The 19,269-nt window shown below is 71.7% G+C and carries 14 protein-coding genes; all 14 read left to right on the top strand.

Annotation, left to right across the window (positions count from 1 at the left end; genetic code table 11):
• Nucleotides 1–19: 19 nt before the first annotated feature.
• The 14 genes from C1N81_RS13520 to C1N81_RS13455 all read left to right on the top strand — a co-directional run bounded on the left by C1N81_RS13520 (nt 20) and on the right by C1N81_RS13455 (nt 19,078).
• Nucleotides 20–1,201 carry an ROK family transcriptional regulator gene (locus C1N81_RS13520; RefSeq protein ID WP_394429048.1) on the top strand — a complete coding sequence of 394 codons (1,182 nt, stop codon included), beginning with the start codon at nt 20–22 and terminating at the stop codon, nt 1,199–1,201.
• Nucleotides 1,202–1,368: 167 nt separating this feature from the next.
• Nucleotides 1,369–2,907, top strand: coding sequence for a sugar ABC transporter ATP-binding protein (locus tag C1N81_RS13515; RefSeq protein WP_394429047.1), 1,539 nt, complete (start codon nt 1,369–1,371; stop codon nt 2,905–2,907).
• 61 nt (nt 2,908–2,968) lie between these two features.
• Nucleotides 2,969–3,985 (top strand): ABC transporter permease, encoded by a 1,017-nt coding sequence (locus C1N81_RS13510; protein WP_394429046.1) that lies wholly within the window; start codon nt 2,969–2,971, stop codon nt 3,983–3,985.
• Between the two features lie 76 nt (nt 3,986–4,061).
• Nucleotides 4,062–5,111 carry a substrate-binding domain-containing protein gene (locus tag C1N81_RS13505; protein ID WP_394429045.1) on the top strand — a complete coding sequence of 350 codons (1,050 nt, stop codon included), beginning with the start codon at nt 4,062–4,064 and terminating at the stop codon, nt 5,109–5,111.
• A gap of 55 nt (nt 5,112–5,166) precedes the next feature.
• Nucleotides 5,167–6,411, top strand: coding sequence for a Gfo/Idh/MocA family protein (locus tag C1N81_RS13500; RefSeq protein ID WP_394429044.1), 1,245 nt, complete (start codon nt 5,167–5,169; stop codon nt 6,409–6,411).
• Nucleotides 6,412–6,472: 61 nt separating this feature from the next.
• Nucleotides 6,473–7,471, top strand: a complete 999-nt coding sequence (locus C1N81_RS13495; RefSeq protein ID WP_394437927.1) for a sugar phosphate isomerase/epimerase family protein — start codon at nt 6,473–6,475, stop codon at nt 7,469–7,471.
• 219 nt (nt 7,472–7,690) lie between these two features.
• Nucleotides 7,691–11,422 (top strand): ThuA domain-containing protein, encoded by a 3,732-nt coding sequence (locus C1N81_RS13490; RefSeq protein WP_394429043.1) that lies wholly within the window; start codon nt 7,691–7,693, stop codon nt 11,420–11,422.
• Between the two features lie 374 nt (nt 11,423–11,796).
• The gene (locus C1N81_RS13485; RefSeq protein WP_394429042.1) at nt 11,797–12,996 is read left to right on the top strand and encodes an inositol-3-phosphate synthase; all 1,200 of its coding nucleotides are present in this window, start codon (nt 11,797–11,799) and stop codon (nt 12,994–12,996) included.
• Complete coding sequence (locus tag C1N81_RS13480; RefSeq protein WP_394429041.1) at nt 12,993–14,081, top strand: SCO3242 family prenyltransferase; 1,089 nt, start codon at nt 12,993–12,995, stop codon at nt 14,079–14,081. The genes C1N81_RS13485 and C1N81_RS13480 overlap by 4 nt, the downstream gene beginning before the upstream one ends.
• Nucleotides 14,078–15,040 carry a sugar phosphate isomerase/epimerase family protein gene (locus tag C1N81_RS13475; protein WP_394429040.1) on the top strand — a complete coding sequence of 321 codons (963 nt, stop codon included), beginning with the start codon at nt 14,078–14,080 and terminating at the stop codon, nt 15,038–15,040. Before C1N81_RS13480 ends, C1N81_RS13475 begins: the two co-directional genes overlap by 4 nt.
• A complete protein-coding gene (locus tag C1N81_RS13470) occupies nt 15,037–15,669 on the top strand; it encodes an EboA domain-containing protein (protein ID WP_394429039.1) in 633 nt (210 codons plus the stop codon). Before C1N81_RS13475 ends, C1N81_RS13470 begins: the two co-directional genes overlap by 4 nt.
• On the top strand, nt 15,669–16,520 hold the full coding sequence (locus C1N81_RS13465; RefSeq protein WP_394429038.1) for a TatD family hydrolase: 852 nt from the start codon (nt 15,669–15,671) through the stop codon (nt 16,518–16,520). Before C1N81_RS13470 ends, C1N81_RS13465 begins: the two co-directional genes overlap by 1 nt.
• 3 nt (nt 16,521–16,523) lie before the next feature.
• Entirely contained in the window at nt 16,524–17,696 is a 1,173-nt protein-coding gene (eboE, locus tag C1N81_RS13460) for a metabolite traffic protein EboE (protein WP_394429037.1), read from the top strand.
• Nucleotides 17,693–19,078, top strand: coding sequence for a nucleotide pyrophosphatase/phosphodiesterase family protein (locus C1N81_RS13455; RefSeq protein WP_394429036.1), 1,386 nt, complete (start codon nt 17,693–17,695; stop codon nt 19,076–19,078). Before eboE ends, C1N81_RS13455 begins: the two co-directional genes overlap by 4 nt.
• Nucleotides 19,079–19,269 lie beyond the last annotated feature (191 nt).

Below are 19,269 nucleotides of genomic sequence, written 5' to 3'. Positions count from 1 at the left end.
GGAGGGGCACGTGAGACGCATGACGGCTCGACCCGCGAACGCGCACCAGGCGCGCCTGCTGCGGCTGCTGCGCGACGGAGGGCCCAACTCCCGCGCTCAGCTCGGCGACCAGATCGACCTGTCCCGCTCCAAGCTGGCCGTCGAGGTGGACCGCCTCCTGGAGACCGGACTCGTGGTCGCCGACGGACTCGCCGCCTCGCGCGGCGGCCGCCGGTCCCACAACATCCGGCTCGCCCCCGAACTCCGCTTCCTCGGTGTCGACATCGGCGCGACCTCGGTCGACGTCGCGGTCACCAACGCTGAGCTGGAGGTGCTCGGGCACATCACCCAGCCCATGGACGTACGCGAGGGCCCGGTCGCGGTCTTCGAGCAAGTACTCGCCATGGCGGCCAAGTTGCGGGCGTCCGGACTCGCCGAAGGGTTCGACGGGGCGGGCATCGGCGTGCCGGGCCCGGTCCGCTTCCCCGAAGGCGTCCCGGTCGCCCCGCCGATCATGCCCGGCTGGGACGGCTTCCCGGTCCGCGAGGCGCTCAGCCAGGACCTCGGCTGCCCGGTCATGGTCGACAACGACGTGAACCTGATGGCCGTGGGGGAGCAGCACGCGGGCGTCGCCCGCTCCGCGCGCGACTTCCTCTGCGTCAAGATCGGCACCGGCATCGGCTGCGGCATCGTCGTCGGCGGCGAGGTCTACCGGGGCACCACCGGATCGGCCGGCGACATCGGCCACATCCAGGTCGAGCCCGACGGAAGGCAGTGCGCCTGCGGCAACAAGGGCTGCCTGGAGGCCTACTTCAGCGGCGCGGCGCTCGCCCGCGACGCCGAGGAAGCCGCCCGCGACGGCCGCTCGCCCGAGCTGGCCGGACTCCTGGAGTCGGCCGGAAAGCTCAGCGCCGCCGACGTGGCGGTCGCCGCCGCGGCCGGTGACGGCACCGCCCTCGACCTCATCCGCGACGGCGGCAACCGCACCGGCCAGGTCATCGCGTCCCTCGTCTCCTTCTTCAACCCGGGCCTGGTCGTCATCGGCGGCGGTGTCACCGGCCTCGGCCACACACTCCTCGCCGCCCTGCGCACCCAGGTCTACCGCCAGTCGCTGCCGCTCGCGACCGGCAATCTGCCCATCGTCCTGGGCGAGCTGGGCCAGGCCGCAGGGGTCATCGGCGGCGCCCGCCTCATCAGCGACCACCTCTTCTCACCCGCGTAACACCCGTCAGCCTTCCTCGAAGATTCCTCCACTTCACTTCACAGCACGCGACTTCCTTTCACGTCACTGCCTTTCGCGCCACTTCATTTCACGTCACTCCACTCAGCACAGCGCCCTGCTCTGCCCTGCCCTGAAACCGGCCCGCACCCGCTGCTAGGGGAACCGCCATGGCACTTTCGGCACCAGAACCACCGCTGCTCACGATGTCCGGCATCACCAAGTCGTTCCCCGGCGTACGCGCCCTCGACGGCGTGGACCTAGAGGTCCAGGCGGGTGAGGTGCACTGCCTCCTCGGCCAGAACGGTGCGGGCAAGTCCACCCTCATCAAGGTCCTCGCCGGCGCCCACCAGCCCGACGAGGGGTCCATCACCTGGCGCTCCGAGCAGGTCACCCTGCGCTCGCCGATCGCCGCGATGCGCCTCGGCATCGCCACCATCTACCAGGAGCTCGACCTCGTAGAAGGACTGTCGGTGGCCGAGAACGTCTTCCTCGGACACGAACCGACCTCGGCCGGATTCGTGGTCCGTGGCAAGGACGCCAGAGCAACAACTGCCGCTCTGCTCAAGCGACTTGGCCACGGGGAGATCGACCCGGGCACGCTCGTCGGCGACCTGTCCGCCGCCGGGCAGCAGATCGTCTCGATGGCCCGCGCCCTCTCCCACGACGTCCGCCTCATCGTCATGGACGAGCCGTCCGCCGCCCTCGACCCCGACGAGGTCGACAATCTCTTCCGCATCGTCGAGAGCCTCACCGCCGACGGCGTCGCCGTCGTCTACATCTCGCACCGTCTGGAGGAGATCCGCCGCATCGGCGACCGCGTCACCGTCCTCAAGGACGGCCGTGCCGTGGCCGGCGGACTGCCCGCCAAGGACACGCCGACGCGCGACGTGGTGGCGCTGATGACGGGCCGCAACGTCGAGTACGTCTTCCCGGAGCGGCCGTCGTCCGGTGCCGCGCCCTCGACTTCTGCAGAACCGGTTCTGCACGCCGAGAACCTGTCCCGCGACGGCGAGTTCGAGCCACTCGACCTCACCCTGCGCTCCGGCGAGATCGTCGGCCTCGCCGGACTCGTCGGCTCCGGCCGCTCCGAGATCCTGGAGACGATCTACGGCGCCCGGAAACCGACGACCGGCCACGTCACGGTCGAAGGGCGGACCCTGCGCCCCGGAAGCGTCCGCGCGGCGGTCCGGGCCGGGCTCGGACTCGCCCCCGAGGAGCGCAAGGCGCAGGGCCTGCTGATGCTGGAGTCCGTCACCCGCAACGTCTCCGTCTCCTCCATGTCCCGCTTCTCCTACGGGGGTTGGGTCGACCGGGGCCGGGAGAACGAGGCCGCGCACAAGGTCACCCGCGAACTCTCCCTGCGCCCCGACAACCCGGCCGTCCCCGTCCGCACCCTCTCCGGCGGCAACCAGCAGAAGGCCGTCCTGGCCCGCTGGCTCCTGCGCGGCTGCAAGGTGCTGCTCCTGGACGAGCCGACCCGCGGCGTCGACGTCGGCGCCCGCGCCGAGCTGTACGCGGTCATCCGCCGCCTCGCCGACGAAGGGCTCGCCGTGCTCCTCGTCTCCAGCGAGGTCCCCGAGGTCCTCGGCCTCGCCGACCGCGTCCTCGTCCTGCGCGAGGGCCGCGTCGTCCACGAGGCCCCGGCGGCGGAACTGACGGAACACCGGGTCCTGGACCTGGTGATGGAAGGAACACCGGCGCGATGACGCAGCTCGCCGCATCCGCCCCGCCCCACAGACGAACCCGACCAGAAGGGACCCCGGCGCCATGACGCAGCCCGCCTCACCCGCCCGCCCGGCGGAGCCCAAGACCGCGCCGGCCTCACCGTCCAGCGCCCTGAAGACCCTGCGCCTCGACGTACGGACGCTGTCCTTGCTCGGCGTCCTCGCCGCCCTGATCGTCGTCGGCGGCATCACCCAGCCCGACTCGTTCCTGGACACCGACAACGTCCAGCTGATCCTGGTCCAGGCGTCCGTCATCGGCGTCGTCACCGTCGGCATGACCTTCGTCATCATCTCCGGCGGCATCGACCTCTCCGTCGGCGCGATCGTCGCGCTCGCCAGCTGCTGGGCGACCACGGTCGCCACCCAGGAGTACGGGTTCATCGGCATCCTGTTCACCGCGGTCGTCGTCGGCGTCGGCTGCGGCCTCGTCAACGGTGTCCTCATCGCCTACGGCGGCATGGTCCCGTTCATCGCCACCCTCGCGATGCTCGCCTCCGGGCGCGGTCTCGCCGAGCAGATCACCGACGGCAAGACCCAGGTGGTCACCGTCGACAGCGTCCTGAAGCTGGGGGAGCGCGACGCCTACGTCCTCGGAATCCCGCCGCTCGTCCTCGTCTTCGCCGCGGTCACGATCATCGGCTGGCTGGTCCTCAACCGCACCACCTTCGGCCGCCGCTCGGTCGCCGTCGGCGGCAACGCGGAGGCCGCCCGGCTCGCCGGCATCGACGTACGCCGCCAGCGGCTCTACCTCTACCTGCTGTCGGGCCTGTGCTGCGGCATCGCCGCGTTCCTGCTCATCGTCCTCGCCGGGTCCGGCCAGAACACCAACGGCAACCTGTACGAGCTCGACGCCATCGCCGCCGCCATCATCGGCGGCACCCTCCTCACCGGCGGCCGCGGCACCATCGTCGGCTCCGTCCTCGGTGTCCTGATCTTCACCACCATCACCAACATCTTCGCGCTGAACAACCTCCAGAGCGACGTCCAGGAGATCGCCAAGGGCGCGATCATCGTCGCCGCGGTCCTGGTCCAGCGACGCACCGCGAACACGCATTCCTGACCTCTCAGCCCCGCTCAGCCCGCTCAGCCCGCTCAGCCCCGCTCACCCCCGTTCAGCCCCGGGAAGGGACGACGCCATGCCAGAGACCACGAGCCGCAGAGGACTCCTGTTCGGCGCGGCAGCAGCCGTCACCGCAGGCGGTCTGCTCACGGCCTGCACCAGCAACGAGCCCAGCGACAAGGGCGACAGCAGCAAGGCCGCCGACCAGCCGGTCGCCGACGACAAGCCCGGCAAGCAGGTGACCATCGGCTTCGCCGGACCGCAGGCCGACCACGGCTGGCTCAACGCCATCAACGAGAACGCCAAGGAACGGGCGAAGAAGTACTCCGACGTCACCCTCGAGGCCACCGAGGGCTCGAACGACACGGCCGCGCAGATCGGCCAGGTCGAGACCCTCATCAACAAGAAGGTCGACGTCCTCGTCATCCTGCCCGCCGACGGCAAGGCGCTCACCCGGGTCGGCCTCAAGGCGATGCGCGCCGGGATCCCCGTCGTCAACCTCGACCGCATCTTCAACACGCCGCAGGCCTACCGCTGCTGGGTCGGCGGCGACAACTACGGCATGGGCCTGAGCGCCGGCAACTACATCGGCGAGAAGCTCAAGGACAAGAAGAACGCCAAGGTCATCGAGCTGGCCGGGATCGACAACCTCGAACTGACCAAGCAGCGCACGCAGGGCTTCGACGACGCCCTGAAGAACTACCCGAACATCGAGAAGGTCGCCCGCCAGGCCGCCGACTTCACCGTCGAGTCGGGCCAGGCCAAGATGGCCCAGCTCCTCCAGGCGCAGAAGAGCTTCGACGCCATGTGGAACCACGACGACGACCAGGGCGTCGGCGCCCTGCGCGCCATCAAGCAGGCGGGCCGCGACGACTTCCTGATGGTCGGCGGCGCGGGCGCCCTCTCCGCGATGCAGGCCATCGAGGCCGACGACAGCGTCCTGAAGGCCACCGTCCTCTATCCGCCGACCATGGCCGCGTCCGCCATCGACCTGGCCCGCGCGCTCGGCCAGGGCAAGGGCATCAGCGGCATGGCCGAGTTCGAGATCCCCGCCCACGTGACCCTGTTCTCCGCCGTCGTCGACAAGGAGAACGTCGGCAAGTACATGTCCACCGGATTCAAGTGACGGGCGCCGGCACGAGGCATCGGGCGATCACCGCGTGGACCAGGAGGACTTCCGCATGGCAGGCAGCAGCACGGGTACGACGGCTCGGGTTACGGGCGGCGACGACGGCGAGGACGGGGCCGGCGAGGTGAAGCCGGTCCTGGGGGTCGGCATGGTCGGCTACGCGTTCATGGGCGCCGCCCACTCGCAGGGGTGGCGCACCGTGGGCCGGGTCTTCGACCTGCCGCTCACCCCCCGGCTCGCCGCGGTCTGCGGCCGTGACGGCTCCGCCGTGCGCGCCGCCGCCGACCGGCTCGGCTGGGCCGCCGCCGAGACCGACTGGCGGGCGCTGATCGAGCGGGACGACGTCGACCTCGTCGACATCTGCACCCCCGGCGACAGCCACGCCGAGATCGCCGTCGCGGCGCTGGAGGCGGGCAAGCACGTGCTGTGCGAGAAGCCCCTCGCCAACTCCGTCGACGAGGCGGAGGCCATGACGGAGGTCGCCGAACTGGCGGCCTCGCGCGGGCAGGTGGCGATGACGGGCTTCAACTACCGGCGCGTGCCCGCCATCGCCCTCGCCCGCCGCATGGTCGCGGAGGGCCGCATCGGCACCCTGCGCCACGTCCGCGTCAGCTACCTCCAGGACTGGCTCGTCGACCCGGCGTTCCCGCTGACCTGGCGGCTGCAGAAGCCGTACGCGGGCTCCGGCGCACTCGGCGACCTCGGCGCGCACGCCGTCGACCTCGCGCAGTACGTGGCGGGCGAGCCGGTCGCGGGCGTCTCGGCGCTCACGGAGACGTTCGTACGGGAGCGGCCTTTGGTGGAGGGCTCGTCGTCCGGGCTCTCCGGGACCGGGGGAGGGCGGTTCGGGCAGGTCACCGTCGACGACGCGGCCGTCTTCACCGGCCGCTTCGCCTCCGGCGCCCTCGCCTCCTTCGAGGCGACCCGCTTCGCGACGGGCCGCAAGAACGCCCTGAAGGTCGAGCTGAACGGCGAGCGCGGCTCCCTCGCCTTCGACCTGGAGCGCCTGAACGAGCTGTCCTTCCACGACCAGACCGAGCCGAGCGCCAGCGCCGGCTTCCGCCGCATCCTCGTCACCGAACCCGAACACCCCTACCTGGAGGCGTGGTGGCCGCCGGGCCACGGCCTCGGCTACGAGCACACCTTCGTGCACCAGGCCCGCGACCTCGTCCACGCCGTCGCGGAGCGCGCCGTGCCCGCCCCGTCGTTCGCCGACGGCCTCCAGGTGCAGCGCGTCCTCGCGGCGGTCGAGGAGAGCGCGGCCAAGAACTCCGTCTACACCCTCGTCCAGGTTTGACCTCGTCCAGGTTTGACCTCGTCCAGCTTGACCTCGTCCAGGCTTAGGAGGCTTGACGACCGTGCCACGCCAGTTCACCCTGTTCACCGGCCAATGGGCGGATCTCCCGCTCGAAGAGGTCTGCCGCCATGCCCGCGACTTCGGCTACGACGGCCTCGAACTCGCCTGCTGGGGCGACCACTTCGAGGTCGACAAGGCCCTCGCGGACCCGGGCTACCTCGACTCGCGCCACGCGCTGCTCGACAAGTACGGCCTCAAGTGCTTCGCCATCTCCAACCACCTGGTCGGCCAGGCCGTCTGCGACGCCATCATCGACGAGCGGCACGAGGCGATCCTGCCCGCCCGTATCTGGGGCGACGGCGACGGGGAGGGGGTGCGGCAGCGCGCCGCCGCCGAGATCAAGGACACGGCCCGCGCGGCGGCGGCCTTCGGCGTCGACACCGTCATCGGCTTCACGGGTTCCTCGATCTGGCACCTGGTCGCCATGTTCCCGCCGGCCCCCGAGTCGATGATCGAGCGCGGCTACCAGGACTTCGCGACGCGCTGGAACCCGATCCTCGACGTGTTCGACGCGGAGGGCGTGCGCTTCGCCCACGAGGTGCACCCGAGCGAGATCGCATACGACTACTGGACGACGCACAAGGCCCTTGAGGCCGTGGACCACCGCCCGGCGTTCGGCCTCAACTTCGACCCGTCGCACTTCGTGTGGCAGGACCTCGACCCGGTCGGCTTCCTGTGGGACTTCCGGGACCGGATCTACCACGTCGACTGCAAGGAGGCCCGGCGCCGCCTCGACGGCCGCAACGGGCGCCTCGGCTCCCATCTGCCGTGGGGCGACCCGCGCCGCGGCTGGGACTTCGTCTCCGCCGGTCACGGGGACGTGCCCTGGGAGGACGTCTTCCGGATGCTCCGCTCGATCGACTACCAGGGGCCGATCTCGGTGGAGTGGGAGGACGCGGGCATGGACCGCCTCCAGGGCGCTCCCGAGGCGCTGAGCCATCTGCGGAAGCTGGACTTCGAGCCGCCGAGCGCGTCGTTCGACGCGGCGTTCAACAGCTGATCCGGAGCCCCTTCGCGGCTCGTTTGTCCGACGGGCCGAACGCCTTTGTCCTGCACTGGGAAAAAGCTCAACCAGTTGTGACGCTAGGGGTGTTCGGCTCGGACAAACAGAGTTAACGTCCGTGTCACACACCTCCGGGGTGACGGCGCACCCCGGCGCCCCCACCGCACGTCTCCGCACCCATTCCGTACGGCACACCCCGTTCCCGGAGGGACTTTCGTGCACAGCAGCAGAAGCAGAAACCGCAACGGCACCACCACCCGGCGCTCCAGACTCCGCACCACGATCGCCCTGCTCACCGGCTCCGTCCTGGTCGGCTCCTCGCTCGCGCTCGTGCCCGGCACCGCCGTCGCGCACCCGGACCACCCGGAATCGCCCGCCGCCGACTCCGACTTCCAGCAGGTCACCCTCGCCAAGGGCGCGGACGAGACCGGCGAACCGATGTCCCTCGCCGTGCTGCCGGACCGCAGCGTCCTGCACACCTCCCGCGACGGCACGCTGCGCCTGACCGACGAGGGCGGCTCCACCTCCGTCGCCGGCACGCTCGACGTGTACGACCACGACGAGGAGGGCCTCCAGGGCGTCGGCGTCGACCCGGGCTTCAAGGACAACCGGTTCATCTACCTCTACTACGCGCCGCCGCTGAACACCCCGGCCGGTGACGCCCCGGAGAACGGCACCGCCGCCGACTTCGCCCCGTTCGACGGCGTGAACCGGCTCGCCCGCTTCGTCCTCAAGGAGGACGGCACCCTCGACAAGGCGAGCGAGAAGAACATCCTCGAGGTCAAGACCTCGCGCGGCACCTGCTGCCATGTCGGCGGCGACATCGACTTCGACGCCGACGGCAACCTGTACCTGTCGACCGGCGACGACACCAACCCCTTCGCCTCCGACGGCTACAGCCCGCTGGACGAGCGCGCCGACCGCAACCCGGCCTTCGACGCGCAGCGCAGCTCGGGCAACACCAACGATCTGCGCGGCAAGGTCCTGCGCATCAAAGTCAAGGACGACGGCTCGTACGACATCCCCGAGGGCAACCTCTTCGCGCCGGGCACCGAGAAGACCCGCCCCGAGATCTACGCGATGGGCTTCCGCAACCCGTTCCGCATCAGCGTCGACAAGCCGACCGGCACCGTCTACGTGGGTGACTACGGTCCGGACGCCGGCGCCGCCGACCCCAAGCGCGGTCCGGCCGGACAGGTCGAGTTCGCCAAGGTCACCAAGGCCGCCAACTTCGGCTGGCCGTACTGCACCGGCGCCAACGACGCCTACGTCGACTACGACTTCGGCACGAAGGTCTCCGGCGCCACGTTCGACTGCGACGCGCCCAAGAACACGTCGCCGAACAACACCGGTCTCACGGACCTGCCGCCGGCCCAGCCCGCCTGGATCCCGTACGACAACGCCTCCGTGCCCGAGTTCGGCTCCGGCTCCGAGTCGCCGATGGCGGGCCCGGTCTACCGCTACGACGCCGACCTCGACTCTCCGGTGAAGTTCCCCGAGGAGTACGACGGCGACTTCTTCGCCACCGAGTTCGGCCGCCAGTGGATCAAGCGGATCGAGCAGGACGGCTCCGGGAACGTCTCGAAGATCAACGACTTCCCGTGGTCCGGCACCCAGGTCATGGACAGCGCCTTCGGCCCCGACGGCGCCCTCTACGTCCTCGACTACGGCCTCTCCTGGTTCGGCGGCGACGAGCACTCGGCGCTGTACCGCATCGAGAGCGCCGTCGGCGGCCACTCCCCGATCGTCGAGGCGAAGGCGTCCAAGACGTCCGGCCAGTCGCCCCTGCGCACCACCTTCACGGCGACCGGCACCGAAGCCGACGACGACCCGATCACGTACACCTGGGACTTCGGCGACGGCACGACGGGCACGGGAGCGAACCCCAGCCACACGTACCGCAAGGACGGCACGTACGTGGTGACGGTCACCGGTGACGACGGCACCGGCCGCACCGGGACCGCCAGCGTCCGCATCGTCGTCGGCAACACCGCCCCCTCGGTGAAGTTCCAGAACCCGCCGAACGGTGCGCTGTTCAAGTTCGGCGACACCATCCCCTTCAAGGTCGCGGTCAGTGACCCGGAGGACGGCACGATCGACTGCTCCAAGGTCACCGTGCGCTACCTCCTCGGCCACGACAACCACGCCCACGCCATCACCTCGGCCAACGGCTGCGAAGGCACCATCACCGCGCCCGCCGACGCCGAGCACGACCCCAACGCCAACATCTACGGCGTGCTCGACGCCGAGTACACCGACGGCGGCGGGGGCGGCCAGGCCGCGCTGACCACGCACGACCAGGTCCAGCTCCAGCCGCGCCACCGCCAGGCCGAGCACTACACCGCGCAGCAGGGCATCACGCTGCAGGACAAGACCCAGGCCAACGGCGGCCGCACCGTCGGCGACATCGACGACGGCGACTGGATCTCCTTCACCCCCTACAACCTCACCGGGGCCAAGAAGCTCACCGCCCGGATCTCCTCCGGCGGCGCGGGCGGCTTCCTGGAGGTCCGCGCCGGCTCTGCGACGGGCACCCTGCTCGGCTCCACGACGGTCCCCGTCACCGGCGGCTGGGAGACGTTCCAGAACGTCGACGTGCCCCTGCGCAACGTCCCGAAGAAGACCACCGACCTGTACCTCGTGTTCAAGGGCGGTGACGGCGCGCTCTACGACGTCGACGACTTCGAGATCAGCAACGACCCCCCTGTGAAGGGCGCCAAGCGGGTCCTCGTCTTCTCCAAGACGGGCGGCTTCCGCCACGACGCGATCCCCGAGGGCATCGCGGCACTGAAGGAACTGGGTGCCACCAGCAACATCACGGTCGACGCCACCGAGTCCGCCGCCCAGTTCACCACCAACAACCTCGCCCGCTACGACGCGGTCGTCTTCATGTCGACCACGGGTGACGTCCTGAACGACGCCCAGCAGAAGGCGTTCGAGGGCTTCATCGCGAACGGCGGCGGCTACATGGGCGTCCACGCCGCGGCCGACACCGAGTACGACTGGTCGTACTACGGCGGCCTCGTCGGCGCCTACTTCGACTCGCACCCGGCCATCCAGAAGGCCACCGTGCGCGTCGAGGACACCGCCAACCCGGCCACCGCCCACCTCGGCAAGGCCTGGGAGCGCACCGACGAGCTGTACAACTACCGCACCAACCCGCGCGACAAGGTGCACGTCCTCGCCACCCTCGACGAGACGACGTACCAGGGCGGGAACATGAAGGGCGACCACCCGATCGCCTGGTGCCAGAGCTACGGCGGCGGCCGCTCCTTCTACACCGGACTCGGCCACACCAAGGAGTCCTACGCGGACGACGCCTTCCGCACCCACCTGCTCGGCGGCCTGAAGTACGCCGCCGGCCAGGCCAAGGCGGACTGCAAGCCGAACAAGGGCTACCGGTCGATCTTCAACGGCCAGTCCCTCGACGGCTGGAAGCAGGCAGGCCCCGGCAAGTTCTCCATCAAGGACGGCACCCTCAACTCCGAGGGCGGCATGGGCCTCCTCTGGTACCAGGCCAAGGAGCTGAAGTCGTACTCCCTCAAGCTCGACTGGAAGATGCAGGGTGACGACAACTCCGGTGTCTTCGTGGGCTTCCCCGCCTCCGACGACCCCTGGTCCGCGGTGGGCAAGGGCTACGAGGTCCAGATCGACGCCACCGACGCCGTCGACCGCACCACCGGCTCGATCTACACCTTCAAGGCCGCCAACATCAAGGCCCGCGACCAGGTGCTGCGCCCGCCGGGCCAGTGGAACTCCTACGAGATCAAGGTCCAGGGCGAACGCCTCCAGGTGTTCCTCAACGGAGTCAAGATCAACGACTTCACCAACAAGAACCCCGAGCGCTCCCTGACGGACGGCTACATCGGCATCCAGAACCACGGCGACGCCGACCATGTCTCCTTCCGCGACATCCAGCTGAAGGAACTGCCCGGCTCGGGCGAGTGAGGACCGCCTGAACCGTCCGGCTCGGGCCAGTACGGACAGCCCGGTCCGGGCGACCAGAACGGCGGTGGGCGGAGGACGCCGGACCTCCGCCCGCCGTCCCCACCAAGTGACCCGGCCGGGGTGCGAGCGCCCTGGCCGGCTCCGGCACCAGGCATGCCCGTCCCGGGCGCGCATGCGCACCCGGCGGGCACCGCCATCGCTCGCACTCGCACCACGTACGACCCCGCTCGATGAACGTCCCCAGTTCATGTACGCCCCCCTCGGTTCAAGTACGACCCCAGTTCGAGAACGATCTCGGGTCGAGAACGCCCCCAATTTGTGTACGCCCCCAGTTCATGTACGACCCCGGTTCGTGTTCGACAAGGAGGCTGCCCATGTCCGCCGAACCGTCCCCCGCCGCTCCTCTCACCTCCCCGACCCCCTCCCCCTCCTCCTCTTCCTCCGCGCCCTCCACGGCACCCGCTCCGCGCTACGGCGTATGGCTCGTCGGAGCCCGCGGCTCCGTCGCCACGACCGCCGTCGCGGGATGCGCCGCCGTCGCCGCGGGCCTGCACCCGCCGACCGGCATGGTCACCGAGACCGCCCCCTTCGCGGACGCCGGCCTGCCAACGTTGTCCTCCCTCGTCTTCGGTGGCCACGACACCGACGACTGCCCGCTGCCCAAACGCGCCGAACACCTCGCCGCGGGCGGCGTCCTGCCGCACGGCCTGCCCTCCGCGATCGCCGCCGAACTGGTCGCGGCCGACCGGGAGATCAAGCCCGGCGGTCCGCTGCCCGGCCGCGACGACGACCGCACCCAGGACGAGCTGATCACCACCTTCGCCACCGACATACGGGATTTCATCCGCACCCAGGGCCTCGCGGGCGCCGTCGTCGTCAACGTCGCCTCGACGGAACCCGCCCCGGCCGACGGCGACGCCCTCCCGGCCAGCTCCCTCTACGCCGCCGCCGCACTCCGCGCGGGCTGCCCCTACGTCAACTTCACTCCCTCCACGGGCCTGAACCACCCCTCCCTGGCATCCGAGGCGTCCGCCGCCTCCGTCCCCTACGCGGGCCGCGACGGCAAGACCGGCCAGACCCTCCTGCGCTCCGTGCTCGGCCCGATGTTCCTGCAGCGCGCCCTCGCCGTCCGCGCCTGGTCCGGCACCAACCTGCTCGGCGGCGGCGACGGCGCCGCCCTCGCCGACCCCGCCGCGGCCGCCGCCAAGAACGCCGGCAAGGAACGCGTCCTCGCCGACACCCTCGGCGGCGCCCCCGAGGGCCAGGTCCACATCGACGACGTGCCCGCGCTCGGCGACTGGAAGACCGCCTGGGACCACATCGCCTTCGACGGCTTCCTCGGCGCCCGCATGGTCCTCCAGACCACCTGGCAGGGCTGTGACTCCGCGCTCGCCGCGCCCCTCGTCCTCGACCTCGCCCGGCTGCTCCTCCGCGCCGCCGACCTCGGCCTCACCGGCCCGCGCCCGGAACTCGGCTTCTACTTCAAGGACCCGGACGGCGACGCCTCCTCGGCACTCGGCGAACAGTTCGCCGCGCTGGTGGACTTCGCCCAGCGGCTGCGGGACCCCGAGTGAGCGGCGGCCGACGACGTGCCTGGGCCGAACTCCTGCGCCTTCCCGCCCTCTTCACCGTCCCCGGCGACGCCCTCGCGGGCGCGGCGGCGACCGGTGCCCGCCCCGGCCGCGGCACCTTCCTCGCCATCGGCTCCTCTCTGTGCCTGTACGAGGCGGGGATGGCCCTCAACGACTGGGCCGACCGCGCCGAGGACGCCCTCGACCGCCCCCACCGCCCGATCCCGTCGGGCCGCGTCCACCCCACGGCGGCCCTGACGGCAGCGGCCGCGTTCACGGCGGCGGGCATCGCCCTGGCCTTCCGCGCGGGCCGCACCCCGGGAACCCTGAGCGCGGCGCTCGCGGCGACGGTCTGGGCGTACGACCTGGGCCTGAAACGAACCCCGGCCGGCCCGGCGGCGATGGGCGCGGCCCGAGCCCTGGACGTACTCCTGGGAGCGACGGCCTCCGGCCCCGGGCCCGGCTCCGGCTCCGGCCCCGGTGAGGTGGGCCCGGGCGCGGGCTCGGCCGCCGGTGGGGCCACGCCGTCACGGGGCCCCACTTTGAGCGCGCTGAGCGCGGCGCTCCCCACGGCGGCGCTCGGGCTTGTGCGTGCCCTCCCGTCGCCGGGTGCCACCGGCGCGAGACGGCCCGTCCTGGGGGCCACCCGCGGGCGGGGCCCCGCTTCGGGCGCGCTGAGCGCGGCGCTTCCCGCCGCTCTCACCCTGGGGGCCCACACGGCCGCCGTCACCACCGTCTCCCGCAACGAGACGACCGGTGGCGCCCCCGCCGCCCCCGCCGCGGCCCTGGCCACCACCGCCCTCCTGACCAGGCACCTTCTCAAGCTCCCGGCGGGCCGAGGAGCCGCAGCCCCCCTCGGCCTGCCGGGTCCCGCCGCGTACGCCGCCACCGCGGCACGCCCCCTCCTGCACGCCCTCCTCAATCCGTCCCCGCCCTTGACCCAGCGCGCCGTCGGCGCCGGGATCCGCGCCATGATCCCGCTCCAGGCCGCTCTGGCGGCTCGCGCGGGTGCCCCCCGAACGGCTCTGGCCACCGCCGCCCTCGCCCCCTTGGCCCGCCGCTTCGCGAAGAAGGTGAGCGTCACATGAACCCCCGAACGCCTCGGCTCACCCGAAGCGGCGCTCCGAGCCTTGCCCCCGACACCGCCGAGCGCGGCGACCTCCGCTGGGGCTACGGCACCAACGGCCTCACCGACCTCCGCCTCGACGACGCCCTCGCCCTCCTCTGCGACCTCGGCTACGACGGGGTGGGCCTCACCCTCGACCACATGCACCTGGACCCGCTCACCCCCGACCTCGGGGAACGCACCCGCCAGGTCGCCCGGCTCCTGGAGCGGTACCAGCTGACGGCCACCGTCGAGACAGGCGCCCGCTACGTCCTCGATCCGCGCCGCAAACACGGCCCCTCCCTCCTCGACCCCGATCCAGACGCCCGTCAGGCCCGCGCCCGGCTGCTGATCCGCGCCGTCCACGTCGCCGCCGACCTGGGCGCCCACGCGGTGCACTGCTTCAGCGGCATCACCCCCGACGGCACGGACCCGGACACCGCCTGGAAGCTGCTCGCGGACGAACTCGGCCCGGTCCTGGACGCCGCCACCACCGCAGGTGTCCCGCTCGCCATCGAGCCCGAGCCCGGCCACCTCCTGGCGACGCTCGCCGACTTCCACCGGCTGCGCCACGCCCTGGGCAGCCCCGACGCGCTCGGCCTCACCCTCGACATCGGCCACTGCCAGTGCCTGGAGAACGACTCGCCGGCCGACTGCGTCCGCGCGGCGGCGCCCTGGCTGCGGCACGTGCAGATCGAGGACATGCGGCGCGGCGTCCACGAGCACCTCCCGTTCGGAGAGGGCGAGATCGACTTCCCGCCGGTCCTGGACGCCCTCGCCGCCACCGGCTACCAGGGCCTGACCGTGGTCGAACTGCCCCGGCACTCCCACGCGGGCCCCCAGCTCGCCGCCGAGGCGATCCGGTTCCTGAGAACGGCAGCGCGCTCCACAGCGGCAGAAGCAGCAGCCGCAGGAGCAGCCGCACGAGGAGGCCGGGCATGACGACCGACTCCGCCACCGTCGCCGCGCTCCGCGCCGGCCTCGACAACGCCCTGACGGGGGCCGCCCGCGCCTGGCTCGACCAGGCACTCGCCGAGGCGGCCGCCCACTCCGGCCCCCGCGACGAGAAGGCCCCGCCCGTGTGGGAGCTGCGGTTCGCGGAGGCGGGCCGCCGCACCGGCGCGGACCACGCCGACACCGCCCGCGTGCTGCTCCTGCACGCGGCCCGCGCCGACGTCGACACCCTCACCCGTGTGTACGCGCAGGGCAGTGCCGCCGAACGCCGCGCCGTCCTGACGGCCCTGCCCCACCTCGTACCGGGGCCGGAAGGGCTGCCGCTCACCGAGGACGCCCTGCGCACCAACGACACCCGGCTCGTCGCCGCCGCCGTCGGCCCGTACGCCGCCGAGCACCTGCCCGCCCACGACTGGCGCCACGCCGTCCTGAAGTGCCTGTTCACCGGCGTGCCCGTCGACGCCGTCGCCGACCTGTCGCGCCGCGCGGCGGGTGACGCCGAACTCGCCCGGATGCTCGGCGACTTCGCCCAGGAGCGCACCGCCGCCGGCCGCCCCGTACCCGAGGACCTGCACCGCGTGCTGAGCCTGACGGCCCCCGCGAAGAAGGAGTCCTGATGCGCATCTTCGACCCCCACATCCACATGACCTCGCGCACCACCGACGACTACCAGGCCATGTACGCGGCCGGGGTCCGCGCCCTCGTCGAGCCGTCCTTCTGGCTGGGACAGCCCCGCACCTCGCCCGCCTCCTTCTTCGACTACTTCGACGCCCTGCTCGGCTGGGAGCCCTTCCGCGCCGCCCAGTACGGCATCGCCCACCACTGCACGATCGCCCTCAACCCCAAAGAGGCGAACGACCCGCGCTGCACCCCCGTCCTCGACGCCCTGCCGCGCTACCTGGTCAAGGACAACGTGGTCGCCGTCGGCGAGATCGGCTACGACTCGATGACCCCCGCCGAGGACGACGCGCTCACCGCCCAGCTGCAGCTCGCCGCCGACCACGAACTGCCCGCGCTCGTCCACACCCCGCACCGGGACAAACTCGCCGGCCTGCGCCGCACCCTGGACGTCGTCCGCGAGTCCGCGCTCCCCGTCGAGCACGTCCTCGTCGACCACCTCAACGAGACCACCGTCAAGGAGGCCAAGGACGCCGGCTGCTGGCTCGGCTTCTCCGTCTATCCCGACACCAAGATGGACGAGGACCGCATGGTCGAGATCCTGCGCCTCTACGGAAGCGAGAAGGTGCTCGTCAACTCGGCCGCCGACTGGGGCAAGAGCGATCCGCTCAAGACCCGCAAGGTCGCCGACGCGATGCTCGTCGCCGGGTTCACCGAGGACGACGTCGACCAGGTCCTGTGGCGCAACCCGGTCGCCTTCTACGGGCTGAGCGGCCGCCTCCAGCTCGACGCGGTCACCCCGCCGGAGGCGACCCACGAGGGCAACTCCATCCTGCGCGGAGGGGCGTGACGTATGCGCTTCCGCCACCCCGACGGCTCCACCGTCCACCTCGCGTACTGCACCAACGTCCACCCGGCCGAGACCCTCGACGGCGTCCTCGCGCAACTCCGCGACCACTGCGAACCCGTCCGCAGACGCCTCGGCCGCGACCGCCTCGGCATCGGCCTCTGGCTCGCGAAGAACGCCGCCCGCACCCTGATCACCGACCCGGCGGCCCTGCGGGGCCTGCGCGCGGAGCTCGACCGGCGCGGCCTCGAGGTCGTCACCCTCAACGGCTTCCCCTACGAAGGGTTCGGCGCCGAAGAGGTCAAGTACCGCGTCTACAAGCCCGACTGGGCCGACCCCGAGCGCCTCGCCCACACCAGCGACCTGGCCCGCCTCCTCGCCACGCTGCTCCCCGCCGACGTCACCGACGGCACCGTCTCCACGCTGCCGCTCGCCTGGCGCACCGCTTACGACGCCCAGCGCGCCGACACCGCCCGCGCCGCCCTGGTCACGCTCGCCGAGCGCCTCGACGCCCTGGAGGAGCTGACCGGGAAATCGGTCCGCGTGGGCCTGGAGCCCGAACCGGGCTGCACCGTCGAGACCACCGCCGACGCCATCGCCCCGCTCACCGCCGTCGCCCGCCCCGACCGCATCGGCCTGTGCCTCGACACCTGTCACCTCGCCACCTCCTTCGAGGACCCGGACACCGCGCTCGACGGCCTCGCCGCCGCCCATGTCCCCGTCGTCAAATCGCAGCTCTCCGCAGCCCTGCACGCCGAACACCCCCATCTCCCCGAAGTCCGCGAGGCGCTCGCCGCCTTCGACGAACCCCGCTTCCTGCACCAGACCCGCACCGTCACCGCCGGCACCCTGCACGGCACCGACGACCTCGGCCCCGCCCTCGACGGCACCGCCCTGCCGGACGCCGCTCCCTGGCGCGCCCACTTCCACGTCCCCCTGCACGCGGCCCCCGCCGCCCCGCTCACCTCCACGCTGCCCGTCCTCAAGGCCACACTGGCCCGCCTCGTCGGCGGAGCGCGCCCGCTCACCCAGCACCTTGAGGTGGAGACGTACACCTGGCAGGCGCTCCCGCCCGAGCTGCGTCCACGGGCCCGCACGCAGCTCGCCGACGGCATCGCCGCCGAACTCGCCCTCGCCCGCGATCTGTTGACCGACCTCGGCCTCAAGGAGCTGCCATGACGGACACCCGCCCCACCCCGCTCCTCGTCCTGGACGTCGTCGGCCTCACCCCCCGTCTCCTCGACCACATGCCGCACCTCAAAGCGCTCGGCCAGTCCGGCTCCCGCGCGCCCCTCGGCACCGTTCTGCCCGCCGTCACCTGTGCCGCCCAGTCCACGTTCCTGACCGGCACCATGCCCTCCGAGCACGGCATCGTCGGCAACGGCTGGTACTTCCGCGAACTCGGCGACGTCCTCCTGTGGCGCCAGCACAACGGCCTCGTCTCCGGCGACAAGCTCTGGGACGCCGCCCGCCGCGCCCACCCCGGCTACACCGTCGCCAACATCTGCTGGTGGTACGCCATGGGCGCCGACACCGACATCACCATCACCCCCCGCCCCGTCTACTACGCCGACGGCCGCAAAGAACCCGACTGCTACACCCGGCCCCCGGCCCTGCACGACGAACTCACAGACAAACTCGGCACGTTCCCCCTCTTCCACTTCTGGGGTCCGGGCGCCGACATCGTCTCCAGCCAGTGGATCATCGACGCCACCCGCCACGTCATGGCCACCCGCCACCCCGACCTGACCCTGTGCTACCTCCCCCATCTCGACTACGACCTGCAGCGCTTCGGCCCCGACGACCCCCGCTCCCACCGGGCCGCCGCCGAACTCGACACGGCCCTCGCCCCGCTCCTCGACGACGCCAGGGCCGAGGGACGCACCGTCGTCGCCCTGTCCGAGTACGGCGTCACCCGCGCGGACCGGCCCGTCGACATCAACCGCGCCCTGCGCCGCGCCGGCCTCCTCGAAGTGCACACGCAGGACGGCATGGAGTACCTCGACCCGATGGCGTCCCGCGCCTTCGCCGTCGCCGACCACCAGATCGCCCACGTCTACGTGCGCCGCCCCGAGGACCTCGACGCGACCCGCGCCGCCCTCGCCGGCCTGCCCGGCATCGAGCAACTCCTCGACGACCAGGGCAAGAAGGATCACCACCTCGACCACCCGCGCGCCGGTGAACTCGTCGCGATCGCGGAGCCCGACGCCTGGTTCACGTACTACTACTGGCTCGACGACGCCCGCGCCCCCGACTTCGCGCAGCTCGTCGAGATCCACCGCAAACCCGGCTACGACCCGGTCGAACTCTTCATGGACCCCCTCGACCCCTACGTCAAGGTCAAGGCCGCGACCGCGCTCGCCCGCAAGAAACTCGGCATGCGCTACCGCATGGCGGTCGTGCCGCTGGACGCCTCACCTATTCGCGGCAGCCACGGCCGCCTCCCCGCGAGCGACGACGAAGGTCCGCTCATCATCAGCTCCACCCCCCACGCACTTCCCGGCCGGGTCCCGGCCACCCAAGTGAAATCGCTGCTGCTCGAACTGGCCGGTCTGGGCTGAGACAGCCCTCGGCGCCATCCGATATCCGCCCGGCCCTGACAAGGACCGATTACAGAGAGTGAAGCACGCGCCACTGACAACGCGCCAGTGGTTCCGCCGACTTTCACCCGCACGTCGACCAGCACCGGCCAGAACCGCACCACCGTCACGAAAAGCACCGGCCAGAACCGCACCACCAGCACGAGCCGCAG

Source organism: Streptomyces sp. SGAir0957, from assembly GCF_043523415.1.
This window is presented reverse-complemented; position numbering and strand designations above follow the sequence as displayed.